This window comes from Histophilus somni 2336 (genome assembly GCF_000019405.1).
GTDB lineage: Bacteria > Pseudomonadota > Gammaproteobacteria > Enterobacterales > Pasteurellaceae > Histophilus > Histophilus somni.
The window spans coordinates 1,288,325-1,314,774 of the sequence record NC_010519.1 but is presented as its reverse complement, the minus strand read 5'-3'; the positions used below and the strand labels follow the sequence as shown (position 1 = coordinate 1,314,774).

Annotated in this window: 29 protein-coding genes and 4 tRNA genes; 19 read left to right on the top strand and 14 right to left on the bottom strand. The window is 38.0% G+C overall.

Features of this window, described 5'->3' with window-relative positions; translation table 11 throughout:
- Positions 1-18: 18 nt before the first annotated feature.
- On the bottom strand, positions 19-336 hold the full coding sequence (locus tag HSM_RS05950) for a helix-turn-helix domain-containing protein (protein WP_012340330.1): 318 nt from the start codon (positions 334-336) through the stop codon (positions 19-21).
- Positions 320-571, bottom strand: a complete 252-nt coding sequence (locus HSM_RS05945; protein ID WP_012340329.1) for a type II toxin-antitoxin system RelE family toxin — start codon at positions 569-571, stop codon at positions 320-322. Before HSM_RS05945 ends, HSM_RS05950 begins: the two co-directional genes overlap by 17 nt.
- Positions 572-633: 62 nt before the next feature.
- On the opposite strand from HSM_RS05945, the gene HSM_RS05940 reads away from it, so the two are divergent.
- Positions 634-1,260: a DUF4376 domain-containing protein gene (locus tag HSM_RS05940; protein ID WP_012340328.1), complete on the top strand. Its 627-nt coding sequence runs from the start codon at positions 634-636 to the stop codon at positions 1,258-1,260.
- On the top strand, positions 1,253-1,729 hold the full coding sequence (locus tag HSM_RS05935; RefSeq protein WP_012340327.1) for a hypothetical protein: 477 nt from the start codon (positions 1,253-1,255) through the stop codon (positions 1,727-1,729). The genes HSM_RS05940 and HSM_RS05935 overlap by 8 nt, the downstream gene beginning before the upstream one ends.
- A gap of 2 nt (positions 1,730-1,731) precedes the next feature.
- Here HSM_RS05935 and HSM_RS05930 read toward each other — a convergent pair whose 3' ends face one another.
- The 3 genes from HSM_RS05930 to HSM_RS05920 form a co-directional block, all read right to left on the bottom strand.
- The gene (locus tag HSM_RS05930) at positions 1,732-1,920 is read right to left on the bottom strand and encodes a hypothetical protein (protein WP_012340326.1); all 189 of its coding nucleotides are present in this window, start codon (positions 1,918-1,920) and stop codon (positions 1,732-1,734) included.
- Positions 1,921-2,134: 214 nt separating this feature from the next.
- Positions 2,135-2,398, bottom strand: a complete 264-nt coding sequence (locus HSM_RS05925) for a Txe/YoeB family addiction module toxin (RefSeq protein WP_012340325.1) — start codon at positions 2,396-2,398, stop codon at positions 2,135-2,137.
- Positions 2,398-2,646 carry a type II toxin-antitoxin system Phd/YefM family antitoxin gene (locus HSM_RS05920; RefSeq protein ID WP_012340324.1) on the bottom strand — a complete coding sequence of 83 codons (249 nt, stop codon included), beginning with the start codon at positions 2,644-2,646 and terminating at the stop codon, positions 2,398-2,400. Before HSM_RS05920 ends, HSM_RS05925 begins: the two co-directional genes overlap by 1 nt.
- A 212-nt stretch (positions 2,647-2,858) precedes the next feature.
- Here HSM_RS05920 and HSM_RS05915 point away from each other — a divergent pair, with 212 nt between their 5' ends.
- The 6 genes from HSM_RS05915 to HSM_RS05895 all read left to right on the top strand — a co-directional run bounded on the left by HSM_RS05915 (position 2,859) and on the right by HSM_RS05895 (position 6,788).
- The gene (locus tag HSM_RS05915) at positions 2,859-4,112 is read left to right on the top strand and encodes a phage tail sheath protein (RefSeq protein ID WP_012340323.1); all 1,254 of its coding nucleotides are present in this window, start codon (positions 2,859-2,861) and stop codon (positions 4,110-4,112) included.
- 10 nt (positions 4,113-4,122) lie between these two features.
- On the top strand, positions 4,123-4,632 hold the full coding sequence (locus tag HSM_RS05910; RefSeq protein WP_012340322.1) for a phage major tail tube protein: 510 nt from the start codon (positions 4,123-4,125) through the stop codon (positions 4,630-4,632).
- Positions 4,633-4,659: 27 nt separating this feature from the next.
- Positions 4,660-4,968, top strand: coding sequence for a phage tail assembly protein (locus HSM_RS05905; RefSeq protein ID WP_012340320.1), 309 nt, complete (start codon positions 4,660-4,662; stop codon positions 4,966-4,968).
- The gene (locus HSM_RS11275; RefSeq protein WP_221265079.1) at positions 4,887-5,111 is read left to right on the top strand and encodes a GpE family phage tail protein; all 225 of its coding nucleotides are present in this window, start codon (positions 4,887-4,889) and stop codon (positions 5,109-5,111) included. The genes HSM_RS05905 and HSM_RS11275 overlap by 82 nt, the downstream gene beginning before the upstream one ends.
- Before the next feature lie 61 nt (positions 5,112-5,172).
- Complete coding sequence (locus HSM_RS05900; protein WP_012340319.1) at positions 5,173-5,616, top strand: phage tail protein; 444 nt, start codon at positions 5,173-5,175, stop codon at positions 5,614-5,616.
- Entirely contained in the window at positions 5,613-6,788 is a 1,176-nt protein-coding gene (locus HSM_RS05895; protein ID WP_012340318.1) for a contractile injection system protein, VgrG/Pvc8 family, read from the top strand. Before HSM_RS05900 ends, HSM_RS05895 begins: the two co-directional genes overlap by 4 nt.
- A 36-nt stretch (positions 6,789-6,824) precedes the next feature.
- On the opposite strand, the gene HSM_RS10820 is transcribed toward HSM_RS05895, so the two are convergent.
- Entirely contained in the window at positions 6,825-6,974 is a 150-nt protein-coding gene (locus HSM_RS10820; protein WP_157857766.1) for a hypothetical protein, read from the bottom strand.
- 96 nt (positions 6,975-7,070) lie between these two features.
- A complete protein-coding gene (locus tag HSM_RS05890) occupies positions 7,071-7,760 on the bottom strand; it encodes an XRE family transcriptional regulator (RefSeq protein ID WP_012340317.1) in 690 nt (229 codons plus the stop codon).
- A gap of 139 nt (positions 7,761-7,899) precedes the next feature.
- Between HSM_RS05890 and HSM_RS05885 the strand changes: the two genes are divergently transcribed.
- The 7 genes from HSM_RS05885 to HSM_RS05855 all read left to right on the top strand — a co-directional run bounded on the left by HSM_RS05885 (position 7,900) and on the right by HSM_RS05855 (position 12,140).
- The gene (locus tag HSM_RS05885) at positions 7,900-8,145 is read left to right on the top strand and encodes a helix-turn-helix domain-containing protein (RefSeq protein ID WP_012340316.1); all 246 of its coding nucleotides are present in this window, start codon (positions 7,900-7,902) and stop codon (positions 8,143-8,145) included.
- Positions 8,126-8,395, top strand: coding sequence for a hypothetical protein (locus tag HSM_RS05880; RefSeq protein WP_041605076.1), 270 nt, complete (start codon positions 8,126-8,128; stop codon positions 8,393-8,395). Before HSM_RS05885 ends, HSM_RS05880 begins: the two co-directional genes overlap by 20 nt.
- A gap of 148 nt (positions 8,396-8,543) precedes the next feature.
- Positions 8,544-8,834: a hypothetical protein gene (locus HSM_RS05875; protein ID WP_012340315.1), complete on the top strand. Its 291-nt coding sequence runs from the start codon at positions 8,544-8,546 to the stop codon at positions 8,832-8,834.
- 15 nt (positions 8,835-8,849) lie between these two features.
- A complete protein-coding gene (locus tag HSM_RS05870; RefSeq protein ID WP_012340314.1) occupies positions 8,850-9,203 on the top strand; it encodes a hypothetical protein in 354 nt (117 codons plus the stop codon).
- On the top strand, positions 9,200-9,493 hold the full coding sequence (locus HSM_RS05865) for a hypothetical protein (protein ID WP_012340313.1): 294 nt from the start codon (positions 9,200-9,202) through the stop codon (positions 9,491-9,493). The genes HSM_RS05870 and HSM_RS05865 overlap by 4 nt, the downstream gene beginning before the upstream one ends.
- An 18-nt stretch (positions 9,494-9,511) precedes the next feature.
- Entirely contained in the window at positions 9,512-11,875 is a 2,364-nt protein-coding gene (locus tag HSM_RS05860) for a replication endonuclease (RefSeq protein ID WP_012340312.1), read from the top strand.
- Positions 11,844-12,140 (top strand): hypothetical protein, encoded by a 297-nt coding sequence (locus tag HSM_RS05855; protein ID WP_012340311.1) that lies wholly within the window; start codon positions 11,844-11,846, stop codon positions 12,138-12,140. The genes HSM_RS05860 and HSM_RS05855 overlap by 32 nt, the downstream gene beginning before the upstream one ends.
- Here HSM_RS05855 and HSM_RS05850 read toward each other — a convergent pair.
- The 5 genes from HSM_RS05850 to rep form a co-directional block, all read right to left on the bottom strand.
- A complete protein-coding gene (locus HSM_RS05850) occupies positions 12,137-13,126 on the bottom strand; it encodes a tyrosine-type recombinase/integrase (RefSeq protein WP_012340309.1) in 990 nt (329 codons plus the stop codon). The two genes, HSM_RS05855 and HSM_RS05850, sit on opposite strands and share 4 nt — an antisense overlap.
- Before the next feature lie 221 nt (positions 13,127-13,347).
- Positions 13,348-13,424: transfer RNA gene (locus HSM_RS05845), tRNA-Arg, on the bottom strand.
- 76 nt (positions 13,425-13,500) lie between these two features.
- Positions 13,501-13,577, bottom strand: a tRNA-Arg gene (locus tag HSM_RS05840).
- 10 nt (positions 13,578-13,587) lie between these two features.
- Positions 13,588-13,681 (bottom strand) — tRNA-Ser (locus tag HSM_RS05835).
- A 121-nt stretch (positions 13,682-13,802) separates the two neighbouring features.
- Positions 13,803-15,815, bottom strand: a complete 2,013-nt coding sequence (rep, locus tag HSM_RS05830) for a DNA helicase Rep (RefSeq protein WP_012340308.1) — start codon at positions 15,813-15,815, stop codon at positions 13,803-13,805.
- 207 nt (positions 15,816-16,022) lie between these two features.
- Between rep and polA the strand changes: the two genes are divergently transcribed.
- Both polA and HSM_RS05820 read left to right on the top strand, forming a co-directional pair.
- On the top strand, positions 16,023-18,878 hold the full coding sequence (gene polA / locus HSM_RS05825) for a DNA polymerase I (protein WP_012340307.1): 2,856 nt from the start codon (positions 16,023-16,025) through the stop codon (positions 18,876-18,878).
- Positions 18,879-18,969: 91 nt separating this feature from the next.
- A tRNA-Ile gene (locus HSM_RS05820) sits at positions 18,970-19,046 on the top strand.
- A 289-nt stretch (positions 19,047-19,335) separates the two neighbouring features.
- Here HSM_RS05820 and rne read toward each other — a convergent pair.
- Positions 19,336-22,164 carry a ribonuclease E gene (gene rne / locus HSM_RS05815; protein WP_012340306.1) on the bottom strand — a complete coding sequence of 943 codons (2,829 nt, stop codon included), beginning with the start codon at positions 22,162-22,164 and terminating at the stop codon, positions 19,336-19,338.
- 418 nt (positions 22,165-22,582) lie between these two features.
- On the opposite strand from rne, the gene rluC reads away from it, so the two are divergent.
- Positions 22,583-23,563, top strand: a complete 981-nt coding sequence (gene rluC / locus HSM_RS05810; RefSeq protein WP_012340305.1) for a 23S rRNA pseudouridine(955/2504/2580) synthase RluC — start codon at positions 22,583-22,585, stop codon at positions 23,561-23,563.
- Positions 23,564-23,741: 178 nt separating this feature from the next.
- Here the strand turns inward: rluC and arcA are convergent, their stop codons facing one another.
- Entirely contained in the window at positions 23,742-24,458 is a 717-nt protein-coding gene (gene arcA, locus HSM_RS05805; RefSeq protein WP_012340304.1) for a two-component system response regulator ArcA, read from the bottom strand.
- 207 nt (positions 24,459-24,665) lie between these two features.
- Between arcA and HSM_RS05800 the strand changes: the two genes are divergently transcribed.
- Positions 24,666-26,378 carry a protein-disulfide reductase DsbD gene (locus HSM_RS05800; RefSeq protein ID WP_012340303.1) on the top strand — a complete coding sequence of 571 codons (1,713 nt, stop codon included), beginning with the start codon at positions 24,666-24,668 and terminating at the stop codon, positions 26,376-26,378.
- Positions 26,379-26,450: the final 72 nt, after the last annotated feature.

Genomic DNA, 26,450 nt, shown 5'->3' with positions numbered 1-26,450 from the left:
ATTGCGTCGCATGAATTCCTAAAGCAAGGGCGATTTTTCCCTTGTGGCTTTACGCAAGTGAGATGATTTTTCATATTGACTATATGCAGATTGAGTAATATTTAAACGGCTTGCCATGTCTTTTTGCGTTAATCCTAAATGCTCACGCCACGCAACAAGTGCGGAGCAATTATTTTCTAAGGCAAAAGTCGCTACAGCAAAAGGCACGCCACTATCTAAAGGAGAGGAAAGTTTTGCTTGTTGTTTTAACCATTCAAGGGTAGCGATGGGCATGACGGCAAAAGCAGGGTGTCCGCTTTCATCATGTAAATATTGAATGTTAGTAAGTGCGTTCATCTCGTTTTTTCACCTCTTCAATGGAAATAATATTCATCATATCGCCGGCAATTTCAAAGAAAACTCGGTAATCGCCGACCCTAAAACGATAGGGGTAACGATGATTAACAAGGGCTTTTACATTAGAACAAAAAGGAAAATGCGTTAATTCTTGGCATTTTCGTGCAATTTTCGCCCCTGTTGGAATTTTTCTTAATTGCTTTAACGCTTTGGGTTGGAAAATAACCGACTTCATGAATAAAGAATATAAGTTAAATATAAGTTTATTTTAGCAAAAACAACAACCAAGGACAACACATGAAAATCTACTTCAAAGACGGCTTTTATATGAGCCACATTCACAACAATATTCCCCAAGGTGCGGTGGAAATCTCCGAAGATTTATACCGCTCTTTACTGATGGGTCAATCAGAAGGCAAACAAATAATCACAGATGAAAACGGTTATCCGCAGTTAGCCGAACCGCAACCCAGTCCATTTCATCATATTGAAAAGGGGCAGTGGGTTATTTCGCCTGAAAATCAAACCGCACATTTAACCCAAGTGCGGGCGGAAATGCGAGAGAAAATCAATGCCTTGCGAGATGAAAAAATCAATGGCGGGGTATTTGTGGAAGCGGTGGGCAAGTGGATTGATACGGACGCTACGGCGGAGCGGAATATTTTATCGGTGAAAGCCAGTTATGATTTATTCGGTGATATGGAAATTGCGTGGACTTGTGCGGATAACGCTGTTTTGATGATAAATAAGGAAAAATTAATGCAAATTTGGCAGGCGTTAATGCAGGCTAAAACAAGTAATCATGCTAACGCCTTGAAACATAAAACCGCTATGGAGCAATCGGACAATCCGGCGGAATATGATTATTCCAGCGGGTGGACAACCAGTTATGGGGAGTATTTGAAGGAGTTGAGCAATGAGTAAGGTGTATTTAGCTCTGTACAAGGGGCGAGGCGGTAGCCTCTATGACCGATTTACAGATGGGCTTATTCGTCACATCACGAAGGGGCAATATAGCCATTGTGAAATTGCCATTGAGCAAACGGCGTTTTTAAGTGGCGATTATTATCCATATATCACCTACGATTGCTACAGTTCAAGCCCTCGTGATGGCGGTGTGCGAAAAAAAGAAATGACCCTTAAGACAGAAAAATGGGATTTAATTCCGCTTGATAATCTCACTGAAGAACAAGTGAAAGCCTATTTTAAGAAGACAAAAGGGGCTAACTATGATTGGCAAGGCGTGTTTGGCTTAGTATTAGGTTTTCGTGAGAAGAAAAGTAAATTCTTTTGCTCGGAATGGTGTTTTAATGCCATATTCAGAAGCGAAAAGGGCTGGCGATTTAATCCTAATCAGTTGGCTCAAATAGTGGCTGATTTTAAACGGATTTAACACTAAGCGACCTTTTTTGTTTCGGCAAACAGTTTAATTCCTTGTGTGACAATTTGGGTTTTAGAAAGTCCTGTTTGCTCCGACAGTTCAGAAAGTAGAGCAATAATATCTTCGTGAAGTTTGTAGGATTGCAACCGAACACCACGCTTAGCATCGCTTTTTGCTTGAATTTCTTGTTTTGTCATTGCCATAGTGTTTTCCTATAAATTGTTGATTTTTAATAGCTGTGGTTGTAGTATTTAGGAACTGCCTAGCAGAGATGGCAGTCTCTGCCAGGACTTTTAGCCTTCTAATCTAATAAGCTGGCGTGCTTATTAAGATTAAGATAACTAGGATTAACAACTTAAAATACATAATCCAGTTCCTTTTAGTTACCGCTCTCAACAAGGGCGGTTTCTTCATTTCTCAAAATTCATAATGTGTCCACAAGCTAATTATTTTTACCGTTTGTTTTTCCTCTAAAACGGCATAAACAAGGCGGTGTTTAATATTAATACGCCGTGAATAAGCCCCTTGTAAATCGCCTAGCAGTTTCTCATAAGGCGGGGGTGTCTGATAGGGATTTTCACGGATAAGGTCTATCAATGCCTTCGCTTTTTTCTCCAATTTTGCCAATTTGAGCTTAGGTATATCATCAGCTGCTTTTTTTGTATAAACGATGGAATACATTACCACTGTACCTCGTTTTCTGACAGGCATTCATCAAGTGGCGTTTGTAATCCCTCTATGATGTTTTCTTTCATCGTTGGAATAGAAGAAAGATACAGTGTTTCCATCAGATCGTTATAATCTTCTTCACTGATAATAACAGCATTGCCGTCTTTCGTACTCACATTGACCGGTTCGTTATATTTAATCGTCTGTTCCAACAGTGAAAAAATATTTTTTCTAAAATTCGTGATATTTGTATTAAGCATCTAGGAACCTCTCTATTTTATTTTTATGTACATTATAATGTACGCTTTATGGTTGTCAATGCGATAGGACTTCTTAGCGGGTGCAGGTGAATTTATTTTTCACATTTCAAGCCACTAGACCGCTCTTTTTTGACCTTGCACAATAGCTGAGATTTCCTAAGATTTCCTAAGATGTCTGAAATTTCCCTTAACTTAACCGAAAGGATTTTAATATGGATTATTTGCATGGTGTGCGTGTTATTGAGATTAACGAAGGTACTCGCACAATAAAAACCGTGGCAACGGCGGTTATCGGTGTTGTTTGTACCGCAAATGATGCTGATAGTGAAGCGTTTCCACTTAATACCCCTGTTTTATTAACGAATCCGTTGACTGCGATTGCTAAAGCGGGCAAGACGGGTACGTTGGCAAAAACCCTTGAAGCAATTAGTGATCAGGTCAATACGTTGACTGTTGTAGTGCGTGTAGAAGAAGGCAAAAAAAGCAAAACCAAAGCCACGAGAAGAGGCGGTGGCGATAGTGAGAGCGATGTCCAAGACGAAAGCGTCAGCGACACTGAAACTGATAATGCACAAACCACGGCAAATATTATCGGTACGGTAACAGAAAAAGGACAGTATACGGGTATGAAAGCCTTGTTAGTTGCCCAAAGTAAAATCGGCGTAAAACCTCGTATTTTGGGTGTGCCTTACTTGGATAATAAAGCCGTTGCCACAGAATTAGCCGGCGTCGCTAAAAAGTTAAATGCGTTTGCGTATATATCCGCTCATGGTTGCGAAACCAAAGAGCAAGCGGTTCAATATCAAAAAGGATTTGGACAGCGTGAAGTTATGGTTATTCATGGTGATTTTTTAGCTTTTGATGTTAATAGTAAGAAGGTTGAAAATGAAAGTGCGGTTGCTCGTGCGTTAGGATTGCGTGCGTATTTAGATAAAACTATGGGCTGGCATAAAACGATTTCTAATGTGGTTGTCGAGGGAGTGAGCGGGGTGAGTCGTGATATTACCTTTGATATTCAAGATACCAGTACAGACGCCAATTACCTGAATGAAAATAACGTCACTGTACCGATTAATTTTAATGGTTATCGTTTGTGGGGGTCTCGTACTTGTTCTGCCGATCCGTTATTCCAGTTTGAAAACTATACACGTACCGCTCAAATTTTGCGTGATACGATTGCGGAGGCTCACGCCTGGGCAATTGATAAGCCGATGACCCCGACATTAGTGAAAGACATTATAGAGGGTGTGAATGCGAAATTTAGGGAACTTGTCGCATTAGGCTATCTTGTTGACGCCAGCTGTTGGTATGACGCTGAGATTAATAGCAAAGAGACGTTAAAAGCGGGGCGTTTGTATATTGACTATGACTATACACCGGTACCGCCGTTAGAAAATTTAAATTTCCGTCAACGTATTACCGACCGTTATTTAACTGAATTTGCATCTAAAGTCGCTGCTGCTTAGGAGATGAACTATGTCTTTACCCAATAAATTAAAATTAATGAATTTACACCAAGACGGCGAAAGTTATTTAGGACAAGTCAACGAGGTTACTCGCCCCAAACTCGCCATTAAAGCGGAAAGTTATCGTGCAGGCGATATGTTAGGCGAAGTCGATATTAATTTAGGCTTAGAAAAATTAGAGGCTGAATTAAAATTCGGTGGGCATATGGAGAATATGCGTGCTTTATTCGGTTCGGCAGAAATTGGCGGCGTACTGTTGCGTTTGTCGCAGGCTTATCAACGTGACGACACGGGCGAAGTAACCGCTGTTGAATTAGTTATGCGTGGGCGTTATACGGAAATTGATCCGGGTAATGCGAAAGTGGGCGATGATACGGAAGAAACCTTTAAGGCTTCACTCACGTATTACAAAGAAATCGTCAACGGTAAAACGCTGATTGAAATTGATTTAATTAATCATGTTTTTGTTGTCAATGGTGTAGATCGCTTAAAAGAACATCGCCGAGCCATCGGTTTATAATCGTATAGGAATTGTAAGGAAAAAAAGATGAAAAATAAAACTGTTACACTGATTCAGCCGTTAAAACGTGGCGAAACGGAAATCAATGAAATTCGTTTAATTAAGCCAAATGTTAATGCCCTTAAAGGCTTGAAGATGTTTGATGTAATGCAAATGGACGTTGACGCTTATTGCCAACTGTTGCCACGTGTAACGCAACCGTCTTTAGGGAAAATGGAAATTTTAAACCTTGATCCGATTGATTTTACCGCCCTTTGTTCGGAGGTAATCGGTTTTTTCGTCAAAACGGAAACGAACGATACGACGGAGAATACAACGGCGACACAACAGGCTTAGTTATTCCTCATTGCGTAGAAGACGCTATTGCGGATATTGCCACTATTTTTCATTGGTCGCCGGCTGTATTTGATGAAATGGATTTAGCGGAATTGATGTTGTGGCGTGAAAAAGCAAGAGAAAGAAGCCAAGTAGACACGTAAAAAGTGCGGTGAGATTTGACGAATTTCACCGCTTTTTATTAGCCCTTTGGAAGGAAAAGCAATGATTCAATCTAATGCAATGATGGCGTATGGTTTTTTTGTTTTTATGCGGTCAACGATACCTTATCAGGAGACGCAAAGAACTATTACGTGGCGACATCCGACAAATTCAGTGATAGGGGAATTACCCAAAACACAATTTACAGGAAAGGATAGCGAAACATTAACCATTAATGGCGTGTTAATGCCTGAAATTACGGGATCTACTCTCAGTATTACTGCCCTTGAAACCTTAGCGGAACAGGGGGAGCCTTTGCCGTTAATTGATGGGAGTACTTTTCTTGTTTTAGGCTGGTTTGTCATTGAGGAAATTAGCGTCGGGAAATCCTATTTTTTTGCGGACGGTGCTTCACGTCGCATTGATTTTTCAATGAAGTTAAAACGGACAAACGAAAGTTTGTTAAAAGATATTGGCGATACGTTAAAGAGTTTAATTGAACTATGAGCTATTCTGAATTTTTAGACCGCACTGTAGCAAATCATCATCGGATTCCTCATTATCGCTTGAGGGTGATAACGCAAGATGAAAACAAAAAAGACATTACTACGCTAATTAGCCATCGCTTAATGTCGATGACGATTGCTGATAACAGGGGATTTGAGGCGGACGAAATTGATATTCAGCTAAGTGATCATGATGGGAAATTGGCGTTTCCTCGCCGTGGTGCAATGCTTGAAGTAGCCATTGGTTGGCAAGGGGAGCAATTAATTCCGAAAGGTAAATTTATTGTTGATGAACTGCAATATAGCGGAAGTCCGGATAGTCTTACTCTTCGTGCAAGAAGTGCGGATTTGAGAGGCTCACTTAGCGATAAAAAAGAACGTTCCTTTGATAATATTTCATTTGAAAATTTGATTAATCAGATTGCAAAAGAAAATCAACTTGAGGGGGCTTGTGCCGAGGCGTTTAAAGAAAAAGTGATTCCGCATTTAGATCAGACCAATGAAAGCGATATTAATTTGTTAAGTCGTTTAGCGGAAAATTACGATGCCATTGCGACGGTGAAAAACGGTAAATTATTATTTATGCCTGTGGGAATGGGGTTGACTGTGAGCGGTAAAGCCTTGCCGACCATTGAGATTACAAGGCAGATGGGCGACAATTTTTCTTTTTCGTTGACAGAAAGCGACAATTATAAAGCGGTTCGTGCTTATTGGCATAATATGGACACAGGCAAAAAGGGCGTTGTGGTGATTGATGAAAATACCAAAATAGAACGCTTGGCAAAACCGACACACCCCACAGAGGAAGGCGGAACAAGCACGGAAACATCAAAAACCAAGAAAAAAGTTACGCTTGTTCAAACTCAACCGGTGGAAACCGATAGTAATAAGATGAAAACCTTGAGACATACCTATAAAACAGAAGCTTATGCTATCAATGCTGCTAAAGCTGCTTTTGACAAAATGCGAAGGGGGATTGCGAGTTTGTCGATTAATTTAGCTGATGGGAATGCGTGGCTTATGCCTGAATTGCGTGTAAAAGTGCGAGGGTTTAAAGACCAAATCGACAGTAGCAATTGGATAATCAGTAAAGTTACCCATAATCTCACCACAAGCGGATTTACAACCTCGTTAGAATTGGAGTTGGATATTAATGGTGGCGAGGAAAAATAAAGCCCTGAGTTAGGGATTGTAAAAATTTACCAACCATTACCAACCATTACTGTTATAACGAATAGAACGTTGAATATCAAACTCAAGGGATTGTTTGCGTTGAATTAATGTCATCGTCTTCATAGGGTTGTTTTCCTTTGTCAGCCGGATTAGGTCGTTGTCTTCGTGTGAATTTATCTGTATCACACATCGCCAATTTTATCCCCTTTGTGTTGAAGAAGAAATTGTTTGTTTTTTGTTTAATCATATTTAACGTTCCTTTTTCCGAGCTAAAAATATCCCCTACAAATCCTTTGGGTTGAGGGGGACGACTCGGATAAATTTTCCGACGATTTCTGCGGTGTCGAATAATTCTTCTGTAATGTCGAAAGGGTCGTAAAGTTTGTTGTCGCTTAAGGCTCGGATTATGCCGGTGGGGAGTTGTTGGAGGCGTTTTATGTAGTCTTTGCCGTTAAGTCGAAAGGCATAAATTCCGTCGCCGGCAAAATAGGTAATATTGGTATCAATAAAAACGAGGTCTTTTGATGAGATGGTGGGTTCCATGCTGTCGGTGGGGACTTTAAAAATACAGATCCCTTTTTCACTATAACGTCCGATTATTTGCATCATACCTTCAGGGGTGAGCCAAATGCTCGAAATGGTCTCCGGGTAATCCGAGTTAATGATTCCGTCTCCGGCGGATAGTTGAAAATCATATCGGTTTATGCGGTGAGTATGCTTTTCGTCGGGTTCATTGCTCACCAATATAGAAGAATGAGGCGTAATATTGGGTTCTCCTTCGCCTGTCTTTAACCAATGCACATCAACGCCAAGTGCGGTCGCTATTTCAACTATATTTTTAGGGTTGCGGGTTTCACCGTTTAGTATTTTATGCACTGATGGCTGTGTTATCCCTATATATCTAGCTAATTCAGACTGGGAAACTCCAATCTTATTCATTAAATAATTTAAACGGGAAGCTAATGTATTCATAAAAATCTCCTGTATTTAATTTTATAACTTAAATTATAAAAAACAACTTTCATTTTGTTATTGACTGAATATAATAAAAGTAATAATCTATAATTAAAATAATTATTTTTATACCTTAATAAAAAAAAGGAATAATTAAATGGATAAAAATATAAAAAAAACAATTAATTTGGTTGGTACTCAAACGAAACTAGCGAAATTATGTAGTGTTAGTCAGCCTTCAATTTCTATTTGGCTAAAAGGCGGAAAAATGGACGTGAAATATATCCCGTCCCTTATCAAGGCGACTAATGGCGAGGTAACGCCCGAGGATTTACGTCCTGATGTGGATTGGGAGGTTATTCGGCAATGCTGGGAGCGTAAAGATGGCAAATATGAATCATAAGTGTGCCAATTGCGGTAGTCATAGTATGCGGGTTCGTCATTCTGAATCCGTCGGTATGTTGGTGATTGAGGCAATTTGGGTTTGTAATAGTTGTTCTACTAAACATCATATTTATAGCGAAATTGTGACGGTGCAAACGCCTACTTATCATGAGCGTCCGGAGGTAAAGCGGATTAATAAACCGTTGTTACAAAGTGATACAAATACGAAGGATTTGTTTGAGGCAAGTCCAATCGACGAAGACACGTAATCTATTATTTCTTTCTTTTTAGATAAAAAATCGCTGTTTTTTAATGGCGTGGGTTTTTGCAACCTAAAAAAGGGCGGATGTAATCCGCCCCTACAGTAGGCAATCACATTCGCACAAATGGAAAACAACACATATGAGGAAACACAACATGATTAAACAAAAATTTCATCAAAAATGTACTGCAATGAATAAAAAACGTATCAATCTTTTTAAGATGGAAAAGCGTTTGGCAAATATTGAACGTAAATTTGAAATACAAAAAAAAATGAATAGGGTAAATATTGAGCTTCATCAAAGTTATCAAATCACTAATGAGGAAATTTTGCAACGTTTGAGCGAATTGGAACGTGTTACTTTGCCAGAAGAGAAAAAACAACCGCCGAAACTGGGTTGCGTTCGCCGTTTTTTGACGTCGTTTTGGGATTTTTTGGCTCGCTAGGCTTGAGGGGGAGTTATGGGTCATTTTGATGTGGAGAGCATTATTGTTCAGCGGTTACCCGATCATGAGGCGGTTTCTAAGGCGGGGGTTGCTTCTTTGCGGCGTATTTTAAATCAGTCGCCTAATGCTGCCGAGCGTATTTTTGATGCCTTGCCGATGGAGCAGAAATATGCGTTGTTTGATAAGGCGAAATTAGAGACGTCGGATTTGGTCGATCCGTTGAATTATCAATATTCTAAATTGATACATTTTAATGAATCCGGGCAGAAGAAGATTTCAAATGCCATTTTTAGTACGTTGAATGCACTTTTGCCGTTCTATCATGCGGGGGTGAAAAAGCGTGATTTTATTGTGAAGGGGTCTGTATGACGGATTATATTTTTGAGCTTTCTGATTGTTATTTGTTACGAATTCGTCAGGGTGTTTATGAGATTTTAAAGGTTGAGCCGGGCGAAAAAGCGGTTTTTATGTTGGATCAGAAAGGTAGCTCGGCTCGGCAGGTGATGTGTTTTAGAAAATTTGAGGATGTCATTGAGGCGTTAATTCGTTGTGAGTTACGCAATGAGGATGTGAATACGTTGTTTGATATTCTCAATGTGTTGCAGGCGATTTATGCGGAAGTGCGAGAGTTGAAGGCTCATATTCCGCCATCGTTTTAAGTTGTTGAGTAGGCTTTTATGGCATTCGTGACGGTATTTAAAAACGAGCAAAAGGAAACTGCGGTGCCTTTTTTCCAGGTTTCCCCTCGTGTTCCTCATAAAGAGGAAAAAACAGGGACACAAGCTCAGATGGAGCTTTTTAATACTGTTCCCGAAAGCTATGTGTTTGTTGAGAAATTATTGGCGAAATTGCCACGTGAACGACAACGTGAGCATTTTCGGCGTTTGTATTTAAATGAATATCGGTCTGTTGAAGATGATGGGTCGATTTCGTTTGCTTTCGGGAATAAACAACGTAGACATGCTAATACTTGGTTGCGTGAAACCTTGGGTACTCGTTTACGCCTTGTGTTCGATCAGTATCGTTGCAATATGGCGTGGTTGTTGGCGTTTGATGAACGTGATCCGAAATGGTTAGCGGATTTGTCCTTTGATGTGTTGGAAAAAAAACAACCGCACAATGGGGATTTATTGCCGGTAACTGGCGAGCCGGAGGAATATGAAAGCCGGTTGTTGCGTGAGCAACATGAGATTTTGAAGTTACGCAAGAATTTTGAGCATTATAGCCGTCAAGAATGTCAACGTGCAAAAATGCCTTTTTATTTGTTGAGCGAGAAGAAGCTGGAGGAGATTGCTTATAAATTGGCTACGCTGTTTGCTAATGTTCAGCGTGGTTATATGTTGGATTTGGTGGAAAAAGGGCGGTCGGATTTAAGCGATGATGAGTTTAATGAGCATATGCGGAAGATTTATCAGTTATGCGGTGAGGCTTGTGAAAATATTGGTTTTCCTGTTTCCCATTGGGATAAGTTTAAGAAAGGAAAGCCGGTTAGATTGGATTATATTGATACGGTTTTTCATAAGATTATTTGTGAGAAATATTGGTTTAAGCGTATGCGGAAGGTGCAGAAAAAGATGGTTGAGCATGTTGCGATTGCCTGTGGCGAGGTTTGCAAACGCAGAAGCAATTATATTTCAAGAGCCGGTTTTTCTGAGTATTTGCATGAGATTAAGAAAAACTATGATTTTTTGAAACAGATGATTATTGAGAATATCGACGATCCGAGTGAGCAAGCTGAGCTGTTTGATATGTATTTGAAATCTTCTGCGAATCCGGCTCAGCGTCGGATTGAGTTGATGACCCGTTTACGTGGGTTGGAGGAGTGGGCGGAGGAGTCCGATCATCATGCGTTGTTTTTAACGCTGACCGCCCCTTCATCATTCCATGCAATCCATAATGACGGTACGCAAAATAAGAAATGGAAAGGGGCTAATCCTAAGCAAACGCAGGACTATTTGAATAAGATTTGGGGGCAATTCAGGGCGTTATTGAAAAAACGTAATATTGCTTTTTATGGTATGCGTGTCGCTGAACCTCATCATGACGCAACGCCCCATTGGCATTTGTTGGTTTATGTTCATGAGACGCATCGTGAAGAGGTGGTGAGATTGTTTCGTGAAAAAGCGTTGGAGCTTGACGGTGATGAAATGGGGGCTAAAAAACATCGCTGTAAAATTGAAGATTGCGATAAAACTAAGGGCTCGGCAACGGGTTATATTGCTAAGTATATTTCAAAAAATATTAATGGTTTTGCTTTAGATGGTGAGCGGTCTGATGAAGATGCCGATATGAGTTTAAAAGATAATGCTAAAAAAGCGAGAGCATGGGCGAGCCTTTGGGGTATTCGTCAGTTTCAATTTTATGGGGATAAATATGTCGGTGTGTGGCGTGAATTACGCCGTCTTGTTGCCGGTCAAGCTGATGATGAATTGGTTGAAGAGGCAAGAATTTGTGCAGATATTGGCGATTATGCTGCTTTTATGAAACGTCTTGGGGGTCCGTTGGCGTTGCGTAAGGATGTGCCGTTGTGTTTGCATTATGAGGAAAGCGAGGTTAATCAATACCAAGAGACACATAAAAAAATAAATGGGGTGAGCAATAAATTTAGTTTAGGTGATTTTATTAAAACACGTCTTAAAAAGTGGGTCATTAAGAAAGGTGATCCGAATAGACGTAATAAAGAAATGGAGCGGAGCGACACTAAGTTGCACGTAGTGCAACCTTGGACTTGTGTCAGTAACTGTAACCTTGAAAATTTAGTAAGAAGGGAGGAAATTGTTCAAAAAATAAAAGAAGCGATACGACCAATTGGGAAACCGTTGAATGAGCATGCAATTAATCATTTGTTGAAAGGTAGATCGGTTAGATTGAATGCGATGACATCGATGAAACTTATCAATGATGAGGTGATTATTTCAGACCACTCTGTGCCTTTACGTTCGTTTTATGGGAATGAGCATAATGAGCCGAGTTGTTTAGAGAAATTAAGGAATTTTAGAGGAAATTTTTATGGAAGCGATGAAAGAAGCGATAACCAATGAGGATATTTTAAGGGAGTTGCAAGCTGTGCGTGAGTTGTTGAAGGTGGCAAACTATACGCAAACTAATCAAGCTATTTGGACGGCTCAAGATGTGGCTACTTATTTTAAGATGAGCTATGAGCATACGAAACGTTCTATTATGTCCGATCCGGATTTTCCGGATGCGGTGAAGTTGCAATGTCGCACGGGTGGACGTTCTGCTAATCGTTGGATTGCTGGCGATGTGATTGCGTTTGCTCGTAAACGTCAACGAGCAAAACGTTAATCCAGTAATAAGGCAACTTTTTTCATATCCGGTGCGTAGTAGGTGTTTTGTAAGATACTTAGATCTCTATGTCCGGATATTTTCGCTAATGTCATTACGTCGACTTTTTCCGCCAGTCTTGTTAACGCTTCTCGTCTTGTGTCGTGAAAATGTAAATCTTCTAGTAGCATTCTATTTTTTAACTTTCTGAATAACGCATCCAGTCTTGAGGTTGATAATTGGAATACGCTTTCTCCCTCTGCGATTTGTTCCAATAATTTTAATATTTTTATTGCGGTTGTTGATAAGGGGACGTCTCTTGACCAGCCGTTTTTTGTTTGTGGGAGATGGGCTATTTTGTCGTTAAAATGAACGTGTTCCCATGTTAGGTTGACTATTTCTCCTACCCTCATTGCTGTTTCTATGGCGAATAATATCGCTGCTCCTACTCTTGCAGTCGCTGTCGTTGGCGGTTCGTTCCAAGAAAAACCGGATGTATAGACTAAGGCATCTATTTCTTGTTGGCTGTAGCGTCTCGTTCTTGGTTTGGGGGCTTTCGGTTTTTTGACCCCTTTTAGTGGGTTGGTTTTGAGTAGTTTCCATTCTGTGATTGCGACGTTTAGTATGTGTCCGATGACCGCCCATTCTCTTAATACTGTTGCTGAGGAGACTTTTTTTAGTCGTTCATCTCGCCATTGTTTGAAGTCGTCTTCGTTTAGGTGTCTCAGTGATATTTTGCTGATGGGTAATGCTTGGAAACGGTAGAGAAATTGTCGTTCTTTTTTTGCTCCTCGTTTTTGTGGTGTAACTTCGTGTAGGTATCTGTCTATCACTTTTTCTAGAGGGATGTTAGCCACTTCTTGATATAAATTTTCCATTATTTCCGCTTCTATTTTGTTTGCCCATGCGAACGCTTGTGCTTTTGTGCGGAATGTTTTTGTTTTTAGAACGTTCTTTTTGCGGACTATTGCTCGCCATTTGTCTCCCCGTTTTTGGTAAGTTGCCATTTCATCCCCCCTTTTTTCTTTGTTTGGTACACTTTTTTTGTTTTTGGATCAGTTTTTGGTAACAGTTAAATTCTGTAATCGGTTCTTTTAGATCATAATTTATACTGTATATAAATACAATACTTTGTTTTTGAATATGCGGAAAATACTTGATTTTCAAGCAATTATCACGCTAGATCGCAAGGGGCTATATATGGTTATTTATCAGGGGTTTTTGTCGATGGCGCACCCGAGAGGATTCGAACCTCTGACCGCTCGGTTCGTAGCCGAGTACTCTATCCAGCTGAGCTACGGGTGCGTATTAGTTTGATTTTTAACCGAATATATTATTGTGTATGTTTTATTGTAGAGTTCAATAAAATCAAAAATCAACATGGCACATCCGAGAGGATTCGAACCTCTGACCGCTCGGTTCGTAGCCGAGTACTCTATCCAGCTGAGCTACGGATGCACTGAGTAAATGGCGGTGAGAGAGGGATTCGAACCCTCGATGGAGTTTTTGACCCCATACTCCCTTAGCAGGGGAGCGCCTTCAGCCGGCTCGGCCATCTCACCACAATCGGTTTGTGGGCGGTATAATACGTTTTTCTAAAAATAAGTCAAACGATTTTTTATAAAATTTATTTGGTTGTCTGATTTATCTACAAAGTAGGTATAAAATTTATAATAGGTAGCATTATTGATTTAATATCGCCCTTAAACTGGCAAATCCGGCATTTTTCATTTCTTTTTTTTCTTGTTCTGTTGCATGTGTTTCATTTCTCTCCCATTGAAGATCATCTTGGGGTAACTCAGATAAAAACCGACTGGGCTCAGGCTTGAAAATCTCACCAAATTGTTTCCGCTCTTTGCATAAAGAAAATGTGAGAGATTTTTGTGCTCTAGTAATACCTACATAAGCTAAACGCCGTTCTTCTTCAACATTATCCTCATCAATACTGGTTTGATGTGGCAGAATATTTTCTTCCATTCCGATTAAAAAAACGTGTGGAAACTCCAAACCTTTCGATGCATGTAATGTCATCAATTGCACTTGATTACTTTCTTCATCAGTTTCATTGCGTTCCAACATATCTCGTAACGTCAGATGGCTGACAACCTGACTAAGAGACATAGATTCATTGAACTCATCTCCTTTTAGCATAACTGCAACCCATTCAAATAACGTGGCTACATTTTTGCTTTGCATTTCTGCAATTTTAGGGTTGTTGGCATGTTCATATAAATATTCTTCATAATGTAACTGTGCCAACATTCGTTTGATTGCTTGCTCAGGCTCTGAGCGTTGAATTTCATCATTGAGTTCGACAATCCAATATGCAAAGCCTTGTAAGGCATTATAGGATTTGGGATTGAGTTGGTGAATTAAGTCAAAATCAAAAATAGCGTCAAAAAGGCTAATATGTTTTTCTTGAGCAAGTTTTCCAACTTTTGCCAAAGTAACGGAGCCTATTTCTCGTTTGGGTGTATTAATAATACGTAATAAAGCCGCATCATCATCTTGATTTATCAGTACACGTAAATAAGCCATCATATCTTTAATCTCTGCTCGAGAGAAAAAAGAAGTTCCCCCTGAGATTTTATAGGGAATTCGATTTTGCATTAAGACTTTCTCGAATAGTCTTGATTGATGATTTCCTCTATACAATATTGCATAATCACGATAATTGGTTTTATACATAAAACGATGGGTGATTAATTCTCCAACGACCAGCTCCGCTTCATGCTCCTCATTTTTTGCCTCCAAAACTTGTAGTTTTTCACCTTGCTCTAAAGTAGAAAATAAACGTTTTTCAAATACATGATCATTATTTGCAATTAAGATGTTAGCACAATGCAAAATACGCTGGTTAGAACGATAATTTTGTTCCAGTTTAATAACTTGTAATTGTGGAAAATCATTTTTTAACCGAGCCATATTTTGCGGTTGTGCACCTCGCCATGAGTAAATAGACTGATCATCATCACCAACTACAGTAAAGTGAGTATGTTGACCGACTAATAACTTCACCAATTCATATTGACTTGTATTAGTATCTTGATATTCATCAACTAATAAATAACGAATTTTTTCTTGCCATTTAGACCGCACTTCTTGATTTTGGAGAAATAATAAAGTGGGCAACATAATTAAATCGTCAAAATCTAATACATTGTAGGCACGAATTTGATTATTGTAACGCTCATAACACTTGGCAAAAGTTTGTTGCTTACTGTCTCTTACTTGAGTGAACGCTTGTTGAGGAAGAATAAGATCATTTTTCCAACGAGAGATCGCCGAAACTGTCTCTTGCAATAGCTCCTTATCTTCTTTTAATAGATCTGCCGTAATCTCTTTTAATAATGCCATTTGATCATATTCATCAAATAAGGTCATATTGGCTTTAAAACCGAGATGTTTGTATTCTTGTTTAATAATGTCAAAACCTAAAGTATGAAAAGTTGAAACAAGCAGACCTCTTGTTTTTTCTTTACCAATTGAATGTGCAACACGATCTTTCATTTCTCTAGCCGCTTTGTTAGTAAATGTGACAGCAGCAATTTGTTTTGGTAAGTAGCCACACTGTTCAATTAAATAAGCAATTTTATTAATAATAACCCGAGTTTTACCGGAGCCGGCACCGGCTAAAACTAAGCAAGGACCTTGTGTGTATTCTACGGCTTGTTGTTGTTGAGCATTGAGTTTCATAAGATCTTTTGGTTTAAAAGTGCAGTTAAAAACATCGACAAAATTGATGGGAAATTGTATTGCTTTAAGTTGCGTAAGTCTAAGGATTTATTTTGCATTGCTTAAAATATATTCTTTTCAGTCTTGTTTATTCCGGTTTCAAATTCGCCTCCCTCAAAAATTTGCTCTATAATAACCGCTCTTTGTGTTATTTGAGATTATTCTATTATGGCTAAAATTGCTGAAAATCCGCTTGTTCTTGTAGATGGTTCTTCTTATTTATATCGTGCATTCTATGCTTTTCCTCCATTAACAAATTCTCTTGGCGAACCGACAGGTGCAATGTATGGCGTATTGAATATGCTAAAAAGTTTAATTGCTCAGGTTCAACCGACCCATATAGCGGTTGTATTTGATGCAAAGGGAAAAACGTTCCGTGATGAAATATTTGAACAATATAAATCCCATCGTCCCCCTATGCCAGATGATTTACGTCAACAAATTCAGCCATTACACAATATTATCAAAGCACTAGGAATTCCGCTGTTGTCTGTTGAAGGTGTCGAGGCTGATGATGTAATCGGTACATTAGCGGTTCAGGCCTCTCAGCAGGGAAAAAACGTTCTAATTAGCACCGGCGACAAAGATATGGCACAATTGGTTGATGATAATATTATGTTGATCAATACCATGAATAACAGTTTACTGGATAGAGATGGTGTAATAGACAAATATGGTATTCCGCCTGAATTAATTGTTGATTATTTAGCACTAATGGGCGACAGCTCCGATAATATTCCGGGAGTTAGCGGTGTCGGTGAAAAAACAGCATTGGGATTGTTGCAAGGCATTGGGAGTATGGCGGAAATTTATGCAAATTTAGAAAAAGTGGCTGGATTATCAGTTAGAGGAGCAAAAAAACTCGGGGAGAAACTATCCTCCGCCAAGGCAGATGCGGATTTATCTTACCTTTTAGCAACAATAAAAACCAACGTTGAGTTAGATATTACACCGGATCAACTCGTGTTGGGGCAAAATAACCAAGATCAATTGATTGAATACTTTGCTCGTTATGAATTTAAACGTTGGCTAAACGAAGTGATAAGCGGTGAAAGCTCACTTACCAAAGCAACTCAGCAAGAAATTAAACTTGATAAAACTCAAACAAATAGTGCCTCTGAGTCGAAAAGTGCGGTCAAAAAAACGATTAAAATCGACCGCACTTCATATGAAACTATTGATACTCAAGAGAAATTAAATAGTTGGCTGGAAAAACTTCAACAGGCAGATCTTATTGCTGTTGATACGGAAACCGATGCTTTAGATCCTATGCGAGCTAATCTTGTCGGTATTTCCTTTGCACTGACCAACGGCGAGGCTTGCTATATTCCTCTGGCTCATAAACAAGCTGTAAAAGAAATGACACAAACAGATTTATTCACTGAATCAGAACAAAATGCTGAACAATTTGAGCTTGTAAAAAATCAATTAAATAAAGAGACGTGTCTGGCACAATTAAAGCCGTTGCTAGAAAATCCGTCTATTCAAAAAATTGGACAAAATATTAAATATGATTTAACTATTTTTGCCAATCATCATATTCAATTAAACGGTGTTTGTTTTGATACGATGCTACAATCCTATGTGCTTGACAGCACAGGACGACATAATATGGGTGCCTTATCGGAACGATATTTAGGACATCAAGTTATTGAATTTGAAAGTATTGCCGGTAAAGGAAAAAAACAAGTAACGTTTGATAAAATTGCCATTGCTCAAGCGACAGAATATGCTGCTGAAGATGCGGATATTACAATGAAATTACATCAAGTCCTCTGGCAAGAATTACAACAATCGCCAAGTTTAGTGAAGGTATTTAATGATATTGAGTTGCCTTTGGTAAAAGTATTATCAACGATGGAACGCAATGGTGTACTAATTGATAGTCAGGCATTGTTAAAGCAATCTGAAAAAATTGCGAGAAGATTGACCGCACTTGAGCAACAAGTTTATCAAGAAGCGGGAGCAGAATTTAATTTAGCTTCAACCAAACAACTACAAGAAATTCTCTTTACTAAATTAGCCTTACCTATCATTGCAAAAACCCCAAAAGGTGCACCTTCAACAAATGAAGATGTATTGGAAACGCTAGCTCAACAGGGACATATTGTGCCTAAATTATTGATGGAACATCGTGGATTAGCAAAATTAAAATCTACTTACACTGATAAATTACCTTCAATGGTGAACAAAAAAACCGGACGAGTGCATACATCTTATCATCAAGCAGTAACAGCAACGGGACGTTTATCTTCCAGCGATCCCAATTTACAAAATATTCCGATTAAAAATGAAGAAGGTCGTTGTATTCGCCAAGCCTTTATTGCACGTAAGGGGTATAAAATTATTGCCGCAGACTATTCACAAATTGAATTACGAATTATGGCACATTTATCTCAAGATAATGGTTTGATTATGGCATTTAATGAGGGAAAAGATATTCATCGTTCTACGGCAGCTGAGATTTTCGGTATTCCATTAAATGAAGTAACAAGTGAACAACGTCGAAGTGCAAAAGCAATTAACTTTGGCTTGATTTATGGAATGAGTTCTTTTGGTTTATCTAATCAACTTGGTATTTCACGGGCAAATGCTCAAAAATATATGGATCTATATTTCCAACGTTATCCGGGAGTGCAAACTTTTATGGTTGATATTCGAGAAAAAGCAAAAGAGCAGGGCTATGTAGAAACATTATTTGGACGCCGTCTATATTTGCCTGAAATCAATTCATCTAATGCAATACGCCGTAAAGGAGCTGAACGAGTGGCGATAAATGCACCAATGCAGGGTACTGCGGCAGATATTATTAAATTAGCTATGATTGCTATTCATAACGAAATCAAAAAAAATGATATTCAAATGATCATGCAGGTTCATGATGAATTGGTATTTGAAGTGAAAGAAAATAAGGTAGATGAATATTCTGCATTAATTAAGTCTTTAATGGAAAATGCGGCACATTTATCAGTCCCATTAATTGTGGATATTGGTGTGGGTGATAATTGGGATGAGGCACATTAATAGTTGAAATCAAGAGATTGAATGAATTTTAAGCTTTTAATCTCCTTTTTATAGACTTTATTATTTTTATTCAATATAATCCACGACCTGTCCCCCTTTAGCTCAGTTGGTTAGAGCAGGCGACTCATAATCGCTTGGTCACTGGTTCAAGTCCGGTAGGGGGGACCATTTAACCCCTATCCTGCAATGTGTTGAAACATTTTCAAAATTTCTAAACTATGGCAAACTCTTCTCTACTACAATGTACCTATGACAGAGTGTTTTGAGCCGATACTCACTTGCGAAAGAACAAAAAGAAGTTTTACGATATTTTCCATCAGAACCAAGAAAGTTATTCTATAGATTTTTCTTTGTTATACCTATTTTATGACTTTATAAAAACAAAAATCCACGCCTGTATTGTCCATGATTTTCTCATGTTCTATTCAAGCGTGGAATTTTCATTCATGTAAAATATTTATTCTATTTTAGTATTAGCAGGTTCAGAATAAACATGGCTGATTGCACAATGATGTCCTGCCGCTCCTCTACCATAGAAATAATAACGAGAATCTTGCCATTCAACGATTGAGAAAGGCTGCATTGGCTCATCACTTGACTTGGCAAGTGTCATTTCTGCTTTCGTATGCATAACCGCAGAAATTGTCCCCAATCGTCCGTTAAACTGATATTCACGTACAAACTCAGGTACAGAAATATTGGTATCTACCTCTGTGCGTTCGATTGTTGATGATTCGTCAACCACCTCTTGAGTTAAACGTTGCAAGGTTTCTTGAACTTTCTTTTCAACTGCTTCATTTGCTGGTTGGCTAACAAAGTTACTTAAAGGCTTAATATCATCAGATTGAGTATCCATCAAGATTTCACTAGCAGGAATAACAACTTCAATTTCCTCTTGTTGATATTGCTGTTTTAGTAATTCATCTACAGATAAAAAATTGTTATTTTTTGAATTAACTACATTAACATCAACCCAAACTTTCCCACTCGCTAACTCCGGAGATGCTACCGCAGCAAATAGAGGCATCGCAGATTTCAACTCTACATTACGACGACGTCTTTGATTATTCACTCTTAAATGACGAGGTAAGCGTCGATGACGATAGTTATTATCTTGACGTTCATGAGTTTTCTCATTTTCTGTCTGTAAAACCGCTTGTTCTAAACTTGTAACAGGCTCTGTTGTTTTTTCATTTTCAACGTGTTCTTCAGTTGCTCCCAAATTTGTCGTATCAACTAAATTTTCCTCAACTCTGACTTTCTTACGCAAATCACGACGTTGGCGACGAGGCTGAATTGTTTCAATAGTCTCCTCATCTTTTGTGTGAATTTCCAACTCACCCGCTTTCTTTGTCTGAATTTGCGGATCATCAACGCCTTTCTTAGCATGCTTAGAATAACGTTCAGTATAATGAGAATGCTGTGTATCTAATTTATTATTTTCATCAGATTTAATCTCATGCTCTTGACGAATACGACGGCTAGAACGACGATCTTGGTTACGACGATTATGACGAGCATTTTTATTCTGACGAGTATTTTTGTTTTTTTTATTTTTACTTGAATTATCAGCAAACAAGTTTTTAATCCCCTCAATAATACGTCTCAATAAGGATTCTCTCTCTTGTTTTCTTTCTTGTGGCATTGGTGCTGGAGTTTCAATAGCTAATGAAACCGCCGCATTCTCGACTGCACTTTCCACTGTTGCTGCTGAATTTTCAAGGTGACGAGAAATAAAAGCGTCCTCAACAACATAAGTCTCATCATTCATTTCATGCAACTTAGCTAAGTTATAACTTAACTCATTTATTTCCTCACCTTCACGAACACGAAAAACGCTAAAGTGCGGGGTTTCCATGGCTTCATTCGGAGCTACCACAATATCAACATTATGACGTTTCTCAATACTATGGATCGCTTTCCGTTTTTCATTCAATAAATAAGAAGCAATTTGAACAGGAACAATAGTATGAACTTGTTTGGTATTTTCTTTTAATGCCTCTTCCTCAAGTAAACGTAAAATAGACAATGATAAAGATTCATTATCACGTATTTTTCCCGTTCCCTGACAACGAGGGCAAACATGATGACTTGATTCACCCAATGAAGGACTTAAACGCTGACGTGACATTTCCAGTAAGCCAAAACGTGAAATACGGCTAATTTGAATTCTAGCACGATCCTGACGAACAGCTTCTCGCATACGATTTTCAACTTCACGTTGATGACGTACCGGTGTCATATCAATAAAATCAATAACAATTAACCCGCCTAAATCACGTAAACGTAATTGACGAGCAATCTCATCCGCTGCTTCTAAATTTGTATTTAAAGCCGTTTCCTCAATATCCCCCCCCCGTGTAGAACGAGCCGAGTTAATATCAATTGCGGTTAATGCCTCTGTAGCATCAATAACAATGGAACCGCCGGAAGGCAATCTTACTTCCCGCCGGAACGCAGATTCAATTTGTGATTCAATTTGATAATGGCTAAACAGAGGAACTTCACCTTGATAAAGTTTAACTCGGTTAATAAAATCGGGACGCACTAATTTAATATGTGCTTTCGCTTTCTCATACACTTTCGGGCTATCAATTAATATTTCGCCAATATCACGGCGTAAATAATCACGAATAGCACGAACAATCACATCACTTTCTTGATGAATTAAAAAGGGAGCAGGACGACTTTGAGAGGCTTGTTTAATCGCTTCCCAGTGATGTAACAAGACTTTTAAATCCCACTGTAATTCTTCAGGTGATTTACCGACACCGGCAGTACGAACAATTAAGCCAACGCCTTCAGGCACATCCAAAGAGCTTAATGCCTCTTTTAATTCTAAACGTTCATCCCCTTCAATACGGCGTGAAATTCCACCTGCACGAGGATTATTAGGCATAATGACTAAATAACTTCCAGCCAAAGACACAAAGGTTGTTAAGGCAGCTCCTTTGTTACCGCGTTCTTCTTTATTGACCTGAACAATAACTTCTTGCCCCTCAGATAAAATATCTCGAATATTCGGACGACCTTGATAAACGTAATCATCCGGAAAATACTCCCGTGCAATTTCTTTTAAAGGTAAAAAACCATGTCTTTCTACACCATAATCAACAAATGCAGCTTCCAAACTCGGTTCAACACGAGTAATACGACCTTTGTAAATATTTGCTTTTTTTTGTTCATGTCCAGGATTTTCAATATCCAAATCAAATAAACGTTGCCCATCAACTAAAGCAACACGCAACTCCTCTTTTTGAGTTGCATTAATCAACATTCTTTTCATTGTTTAAATTTTCTCTAAATTTTATTATCAAAATTAGCATTAAAATAACCGCTCTTTGCTTCGCAATCGACCTATTATCTGTCACAAAATGCCTGTCTCTCGACTGTCAGTTGCCGGATGCATTGAATGCGTTATTAAGACGGGTGTTAAAATAGCTTTCTTAATACAAACAAAATTATTGAAATGTTTAATTTTGCAAGCTGTCGTTTACTTTAATCTACCAAGAAATCACTTCATATATTAATGTCTTACGCCATTCGCAGCATTAAAAAATGATCAATGATGACTTATTTAGTTTTGAGTATTTTACCTACCCAAAAATAGGCTCTATTATCTACTGATAAATAAATTTTAGCAAGGTAATTCCTATTTTTATGCTATGATACATAACAATTTGATAAGCTGAAAAAATTTAAAAATGACACATATTAATGAAAAAATCATAAACCAAAGTGTAAAAATACTAACAATCAATGAAGATGAAAGTGGACAGCGTATTGATAATTTTTTGTTGGCAAAATTGAAAAGCGTACCCAAAAGTTTGATTTATCGAATTTTGCGTAAAGGTGAAGTAAGGGTCAACAAAGGCAGAATTAAACCTGAGTATAAACTACAAAGTGGTGATATTGTTAGAATTCCACCGGTTCGTATTGCGGAAAAAGAACATACCCCTATTTCAAAAAAATTGAATAAAGTCGCACAGTTGGAACAACAAATTATCTTTGAAGACAATTATTTATTAGTGTTAAACAAGCCTTCAGGCCTTGCAGTACATGGCGGTAGCGGATTAAATTTTGGAGCAATAGAAGCATTACGTACATTACGCCCTGAAGCACGTTTTTTAGAATTAGTACACCGCTTGGACAGAGATACTTCAGGTATATTGCTTATTGCAAAGAAACGATCTGCTTTACGTAGCCTACATGAGCAACTACGTGAAAAAACCATACAAAAAGAATATCTGGCATTAGTTCGTGGTCATTGGCAATCTCATTGTAAGATGATACAAGCACCATTGTTGAAAAGTGAACTTACGAGCGGCGAACGAATTGTAAAAGTAAGTGAACAAGGTAAGCCTTCAGAAACAAAGTTTAGCGTTGAAGAACGTTATAATAATGCTACTTTAGTTAAGGCATCTCCTATTACAGGAAGAACTCATCAAATTCGTGTACATACCCAATACGCTGGTCATCCTATCGCACTTGATGATAAATATGGTGATAAAAATTTTAATCAACAAATGACCGCACTTGGCTTAAACCGTTTATTCTTGCATGCTTTTGCTATTTGTTTTGAACATCCCAAAACAGGGGAAAGGCTACGCCTAGTTGCTCCATTAGATCTCGCAATGAAAAATATTTTACAAGCCTTACGAGAAACAAAAAATAAAACTCTTTGACTTATTATTTTTAAGAGATTTCCATTACTTAAAAATGCTTTTCTTATCAAAATATTAGAGTAGAAAAAGTATTGAAAGTAGTGAGATTTATTTTCAATTCATTTTTAGAAAAAGGGCAATGTGCAAACCAATACAAAAAATACCAAAAGGATGACACTTTTTACCCTGTTCAAATTAATTAGTTTTCTTCTAATTCACCACAGAAACGATAACCTTCACCATGAACAGTAGTAATAATTTCCGGAGTATCTGCATGATCTTCAAAATGTTTTCGAATACGATGAATTGTTACATCTACTGTACGATCTTGTGGTTTTAATTCCCTTCCCGTCATTTTTCTCAATAGCTCTTCACGAGTTTGAATTTTCCTTGGGTTTTCACAAAAATGCAACATTGCTCGAAATTCGCTACGAGGTAATTTATATTCTTCTCCGTCAGGATTAATTAAGGAACGTGAATTTAAATCTAATGTCCAACCATTGAATCTATACTGTTCTACCTGACTGGTGCCAGATTTAGGTATTTCTTGCATAGTACGCTGTAAAAGATTTCTTGCACGAATAGTCAATTCTCGGGGATTAAACGGTTTAGTAATATAATCATCCGCACCGATTTCCAAACCTAAAATCTTATCTACTTCATTATCTCGACCGGTTAAAAACATTAATGCTGTATTTGTATTTTCACGCAATTCACGTGCCAACATTAAACCATTTTTCCCCGGTAAATTAATATCCATAATAACTAAGTTAATTTCACATGTAGCAAGTATACGATGCATTTGATTACCATCAGCCGCCTCCAGCGTATTATAACCTTCAGCCTCAAAGATACTTTTTAACATATTTCTAGTAATCACTTCATCTTCAACAATCAAAATTTGCGGTATGTTCATACTTTATTCCTAGAATATAATCCAATTCAGTTCGGGGCTTATTGTATAATTGCAACATTATCGTAACAAGTGAAAAGAGATAATTTTTTCCATACAGCTAGATTTCATGACGTAGATCATAAAACGCTTGTTTTAATCTGATGCCACGGATATTATGTCGCCCTGCATAGATTGAACGATTAAAGTATTTAGAAAAGGATCATTTGAATGAAAAAAATTTTAACTATTTTTTATATTTTTTTCACCGCACTTTTTTTTGCATCTCAAGCACAAGGAAACATGTTCGGTAAAAAAACACAATTTTTAAAAAGCCATGAAGCATTTCAATTCAGTAGTCAACAAGAAGGAAAAAAACTTGATCTTCATTGGGCTATCGCTGAAAACTATTATCTGTATAAAAAAGAAATCAGTATTGAATTAGTGAATGATGATAACAAAAATCAACGTGTTTCTATTGAGAATCTTCATTTCCCTACCGCTGAGCTACATCAAGATGAATTTTTTGGAGAAACTGAGATTTATCGCCATCAATTAGATCTATCCATCAATATTCCAACGGATAGTTCTATTAATAAAGCACTCATTACCTATCAAGGTTGTACCAAAGGACTTTGTTATCCACCTGAAACTCAAGAAATCTCTATTAACAAAGATCTGTTAAGTGTTGCGGGAAAAACTGCCATGCAACACCCTGAACAAAATCAACTTGCTGCAAACTTATTAAACAACAAATACGCACCATTAGGTTTTTTCTTGTTAGGCTTAGGGCTTGCATTTACTCCTTGCGTTTTACCTATGCTTCCCTTATTGTCAGCGATTATTATCGGTGCAAATCAAAGACCGAATAGTTTACGAGCATTGGGGTTAAGCTTTGCTTATGTACAAGGTATGGCACTCACCTATACATCATTGGGATTAATTGTAGCGGCAATCGGATTACCATTTCAAATAGCACTGCAAAGTCCTTACGTACTGGTCAGTCTATCCGTTATTTTTATTCTATTAGCATTATCCATGTTTGGAGTCTTTACTCTACAACTGCCAAGCTCGCTACAAACTAAACTCACCTTACTCAGCCAACAACAAAAGAGCGGTGCTTTTGGCGGTGTTTTTGTGATGGGAATGATTGCAGGTCTTGTTGCCTCTCCCTGTACTTCCGCACCATTATCAGGAGCATTGCTTTATGTAGCTCAAACCGGTGATCTCACAACGGGTGCATTTACACTCTATTTATTGGCCCTAGGCATGGGCATTCCTCTGATGTTAATTACTTTGTTTGGCAACAAAATTCTACCAAAGTCAGGTGTTTGGATGGAAAAGGTCAAAGCCGCTTTCGGTTTCGTCATGTTACTGTTACCTATTTTCCTACTTTCTCGTGTTTTACCTGAATATAGTGATTATTTATGGGCAAGCTGGTTGTTTGCTTTCATTGTCTGGTTTTTTATTCAATTAAGAAAAAACTGGTTAGGTTGGATTATCGCCTTTGTTTTTACCGCACTTTTTTTGCTCAATTCAAATTGGAATCACGAACAAAACGCAGTTCAACAACAACCCTCTCATTCTCAATTCCAACTCATTCAAAATTATGCAGAATTGCAACAAGTTCTTGCTAATAATCCAAAATCGGTTGCCATGTTGGATCTTTATGCTGATTGGTGTATTGCCTGCAAAGAGTTTGAAAAATATACATTCAGTGCTTCAAATGTACAGCCTTTATTTGAGCATATCTTACTGTTACAAGTAAATATGACCAAAAACAGTCCAGACAATACTGAACTCATGAAGCAACTGACTGTTTTAGGATTGCCGACTATCATTTTCTTTGATCAATCAGGAAAGGAAATAGAACAAGCTCGTATAACAGGTTTTATGAACAATAATGAATTTGAACAATGGCTTAAAAGTAATGTGTTGCCATAACCTATAAATCAAATAAGAAATGACCGCACTTATGTTGAAGTGCGGTCATTTTTTTAACGATTTAATTATCAA

What these genes read in the sequence shown, in the direction of transcription:
- HSM_RS05950 (WP_012340330.1), bottom strand. Translation starts at nt 336, where the DNA reads ATGAACGCACTTACTAACATTCAATATTTACATGATGAAAGCGGACAC.
- HSM_RS05945 (WP_012340329.1), bottom strand. Translation starts at nt 571, where the DNA reads ATGAAGTCGGTTATTTTCCAACCCAAAGCGTTAAAGCAATTAAGAAAA.
- HSM_RS05940 (WP_012340328.1), top strand. Translation starts at nt 634, where the DNA reads ATGAAAATCTACTTCAAAGACGGCTTTTATATGAGCCACATTCACAAC.
- HSM_RS05935 (WP_012340327.1), top strand. Translation starts at nt 1,253, where the DNA reads ATGAGTAAGGTGTATTTAGCTCTGTACAAGGGGCGAGGCGGTAGCCTC.
- HSM_RS05930 (WP_012340326.1), bottom strand. Translation starts at nt 1,920, where the DNA reads ATGGCAATGACAAAACAAGAAATTCAAGCAAAAAGCGATGCTAAGCGT.
- HSM_RS05925 (WP_012340325.1), bottom strand. Translation starts at nt 2,398, where the DNA reads ATGTATTCCATCGTTTATACAAAAAAAGCAGCTGATGATATACCTAAG.
- HSM_RS05920 (WP_012340324.1), bottom strand. Translation starts at nt 2,646, where the DNA reads ATGCTTAATACAAATATCACGAATTTTAGAAAAAATATTTTTTCACTG.
- HSM_RS05915 (WP_012340323.1), top strand. Translation starts at nt 2,859, where the DNA reads ATGGATTATTTGCATGGTGTGCGTGTTATTGAGATTAACGAAGGTACT.
- HSM_RS05910 (WP_012340322.1), top strand. Translation starts at nt 4,123, where the DNA reads ATGTCTTTACCCAATAAATTAAAATTAATGAATTTACACCAAGACGGC.
- HSM_RS05905 (WP_012340320.1), top strand. Translation starts at nt 4,660, where the DNA reads ATGAAAAATAAAACTGTTACACTGATTCAGCCGTTAAAACGTGGCGAA.
- HSM_RS05900 (WP_012340319.1), top strand. Translation starts at nt 5,173, where the DNA reads ATGATTCAATCTAATGCAATGATGGCGTATGGTTTTTTTGTTTTTATG.
- HSM_RS05895 (WP_012340318.1), top strand. Translation starts at nt 5,613, where the DNA reads ATGAGCTATTCTGAATTTTTAGACCGCACTGTAGCAAATCATCATCGG.
- HSM_RS05890 (WP_012340317.1), bottom strand. Translation starts at nt 7,760, where the DNA reads ATGAATACATTAGCTTCCCGTTTAAATTATTTAATGAATAAGATTGGA.
- HSM_RS05885 (WP_012340316.1), top strand. Translation starts at nt 7,900, where the DNA reads ATGGATAAAAATATAAAAAAAACAATTAATTTGGTTGGTACTCAAACG.
- HSM_RS05880 (WP_041605076.1), top strand. Translation starts at nt 8,126, where the DNA reads ATGGCAAATATGAATCATAAGTGTGCCAATTGCGGTAGTCATAGTATG.
- HSM_RS05875 (WP_012340315.1), top strand. Translation starts at nt 8,544, where the DNA reads ATGATTAAACAAAAATTTCATCAAAAATGTACTGCAATGAATAAAAAA.
- HSM_RS05870 (WP_012340314.1), top strand. Translation starts at nt 8,850, where the DNA reads ATGGGTCATTTTGATGTGGAGAGCATTATTGTTCAGCGGTTACCCGAT.
- HSM_RS05865 (WP_012340313.1), top strand. Translation starts at nt 9,200, where the DNA reads ATGACGGATTATATTTTTGAGCTTTCTGATTGTTATTTGTTACGAATT.
- HSM_RS05860 (WP_012340312.1), top strand. Translation starts at nt 9,512, where the DNA reads ATGGCATTCGTGACGGTATTTAAAAACGAGCAAAAGGAAACTGCGGTG.
- HSM_RS05855 (WP_012340311.1), top strand. Translation starts at nt 11,844, where the DNA reads ATGGAAGCGATGAAAGAAGCGATAACCAATGAGGATATTTTAAGGGAG.
- HSM_RS05850 (WP_012340309.1), bottom strand. Translation starts at nt 13,126, where the DNA reads ATGGCAACTTACCAAAAACGGGGAGACAAATGGCGAGCAATAGTCCGC.
- rep (WP_012340308.1), bottom strand. Translation starts at nt 15,815, where the DNA reads ATGAAACTCAATGCTCAACAACAACAAGCCGTAGAATACACACAAGGT.
- polA (WP_012340307.1), top strand. Translation starts at nt 16,023, where the DNA reads ATGGCTAAAATTGCTGAAAATCCGCTTGTTCTTGTAGATGGTTCTTCT.
- rne (WP_012340306.1), bottom strand. Translation starts at nt 22,164, where the DNA reads ATGAAAAGAATGTTGATTAATGCAACTCAAAAAGAGGAGTTGCGTGTT.
- rluC (WP_012340305.1), top strand. Translation starts at nt 22,583, where the DNA reads ATGACACATATTAATGAAAAAATCATAAACCAAAGTGTAAAAATACTA.
- arcA (WP_012340304.1), bottom strand. Translation starts at nt 24,458, where the DNA reads ATGAACATACCGCAAATTTTGATTGTTGAAGATGAAGTGATTACTAGA.
- HSM_RS05800 (WP_012340303.1), top strand. Translation starts at nt 24,666, where the DNA reads ATGAAAAAAATTTTAACTATTTTTTATATTTTTTTCACCGCACTTTTT.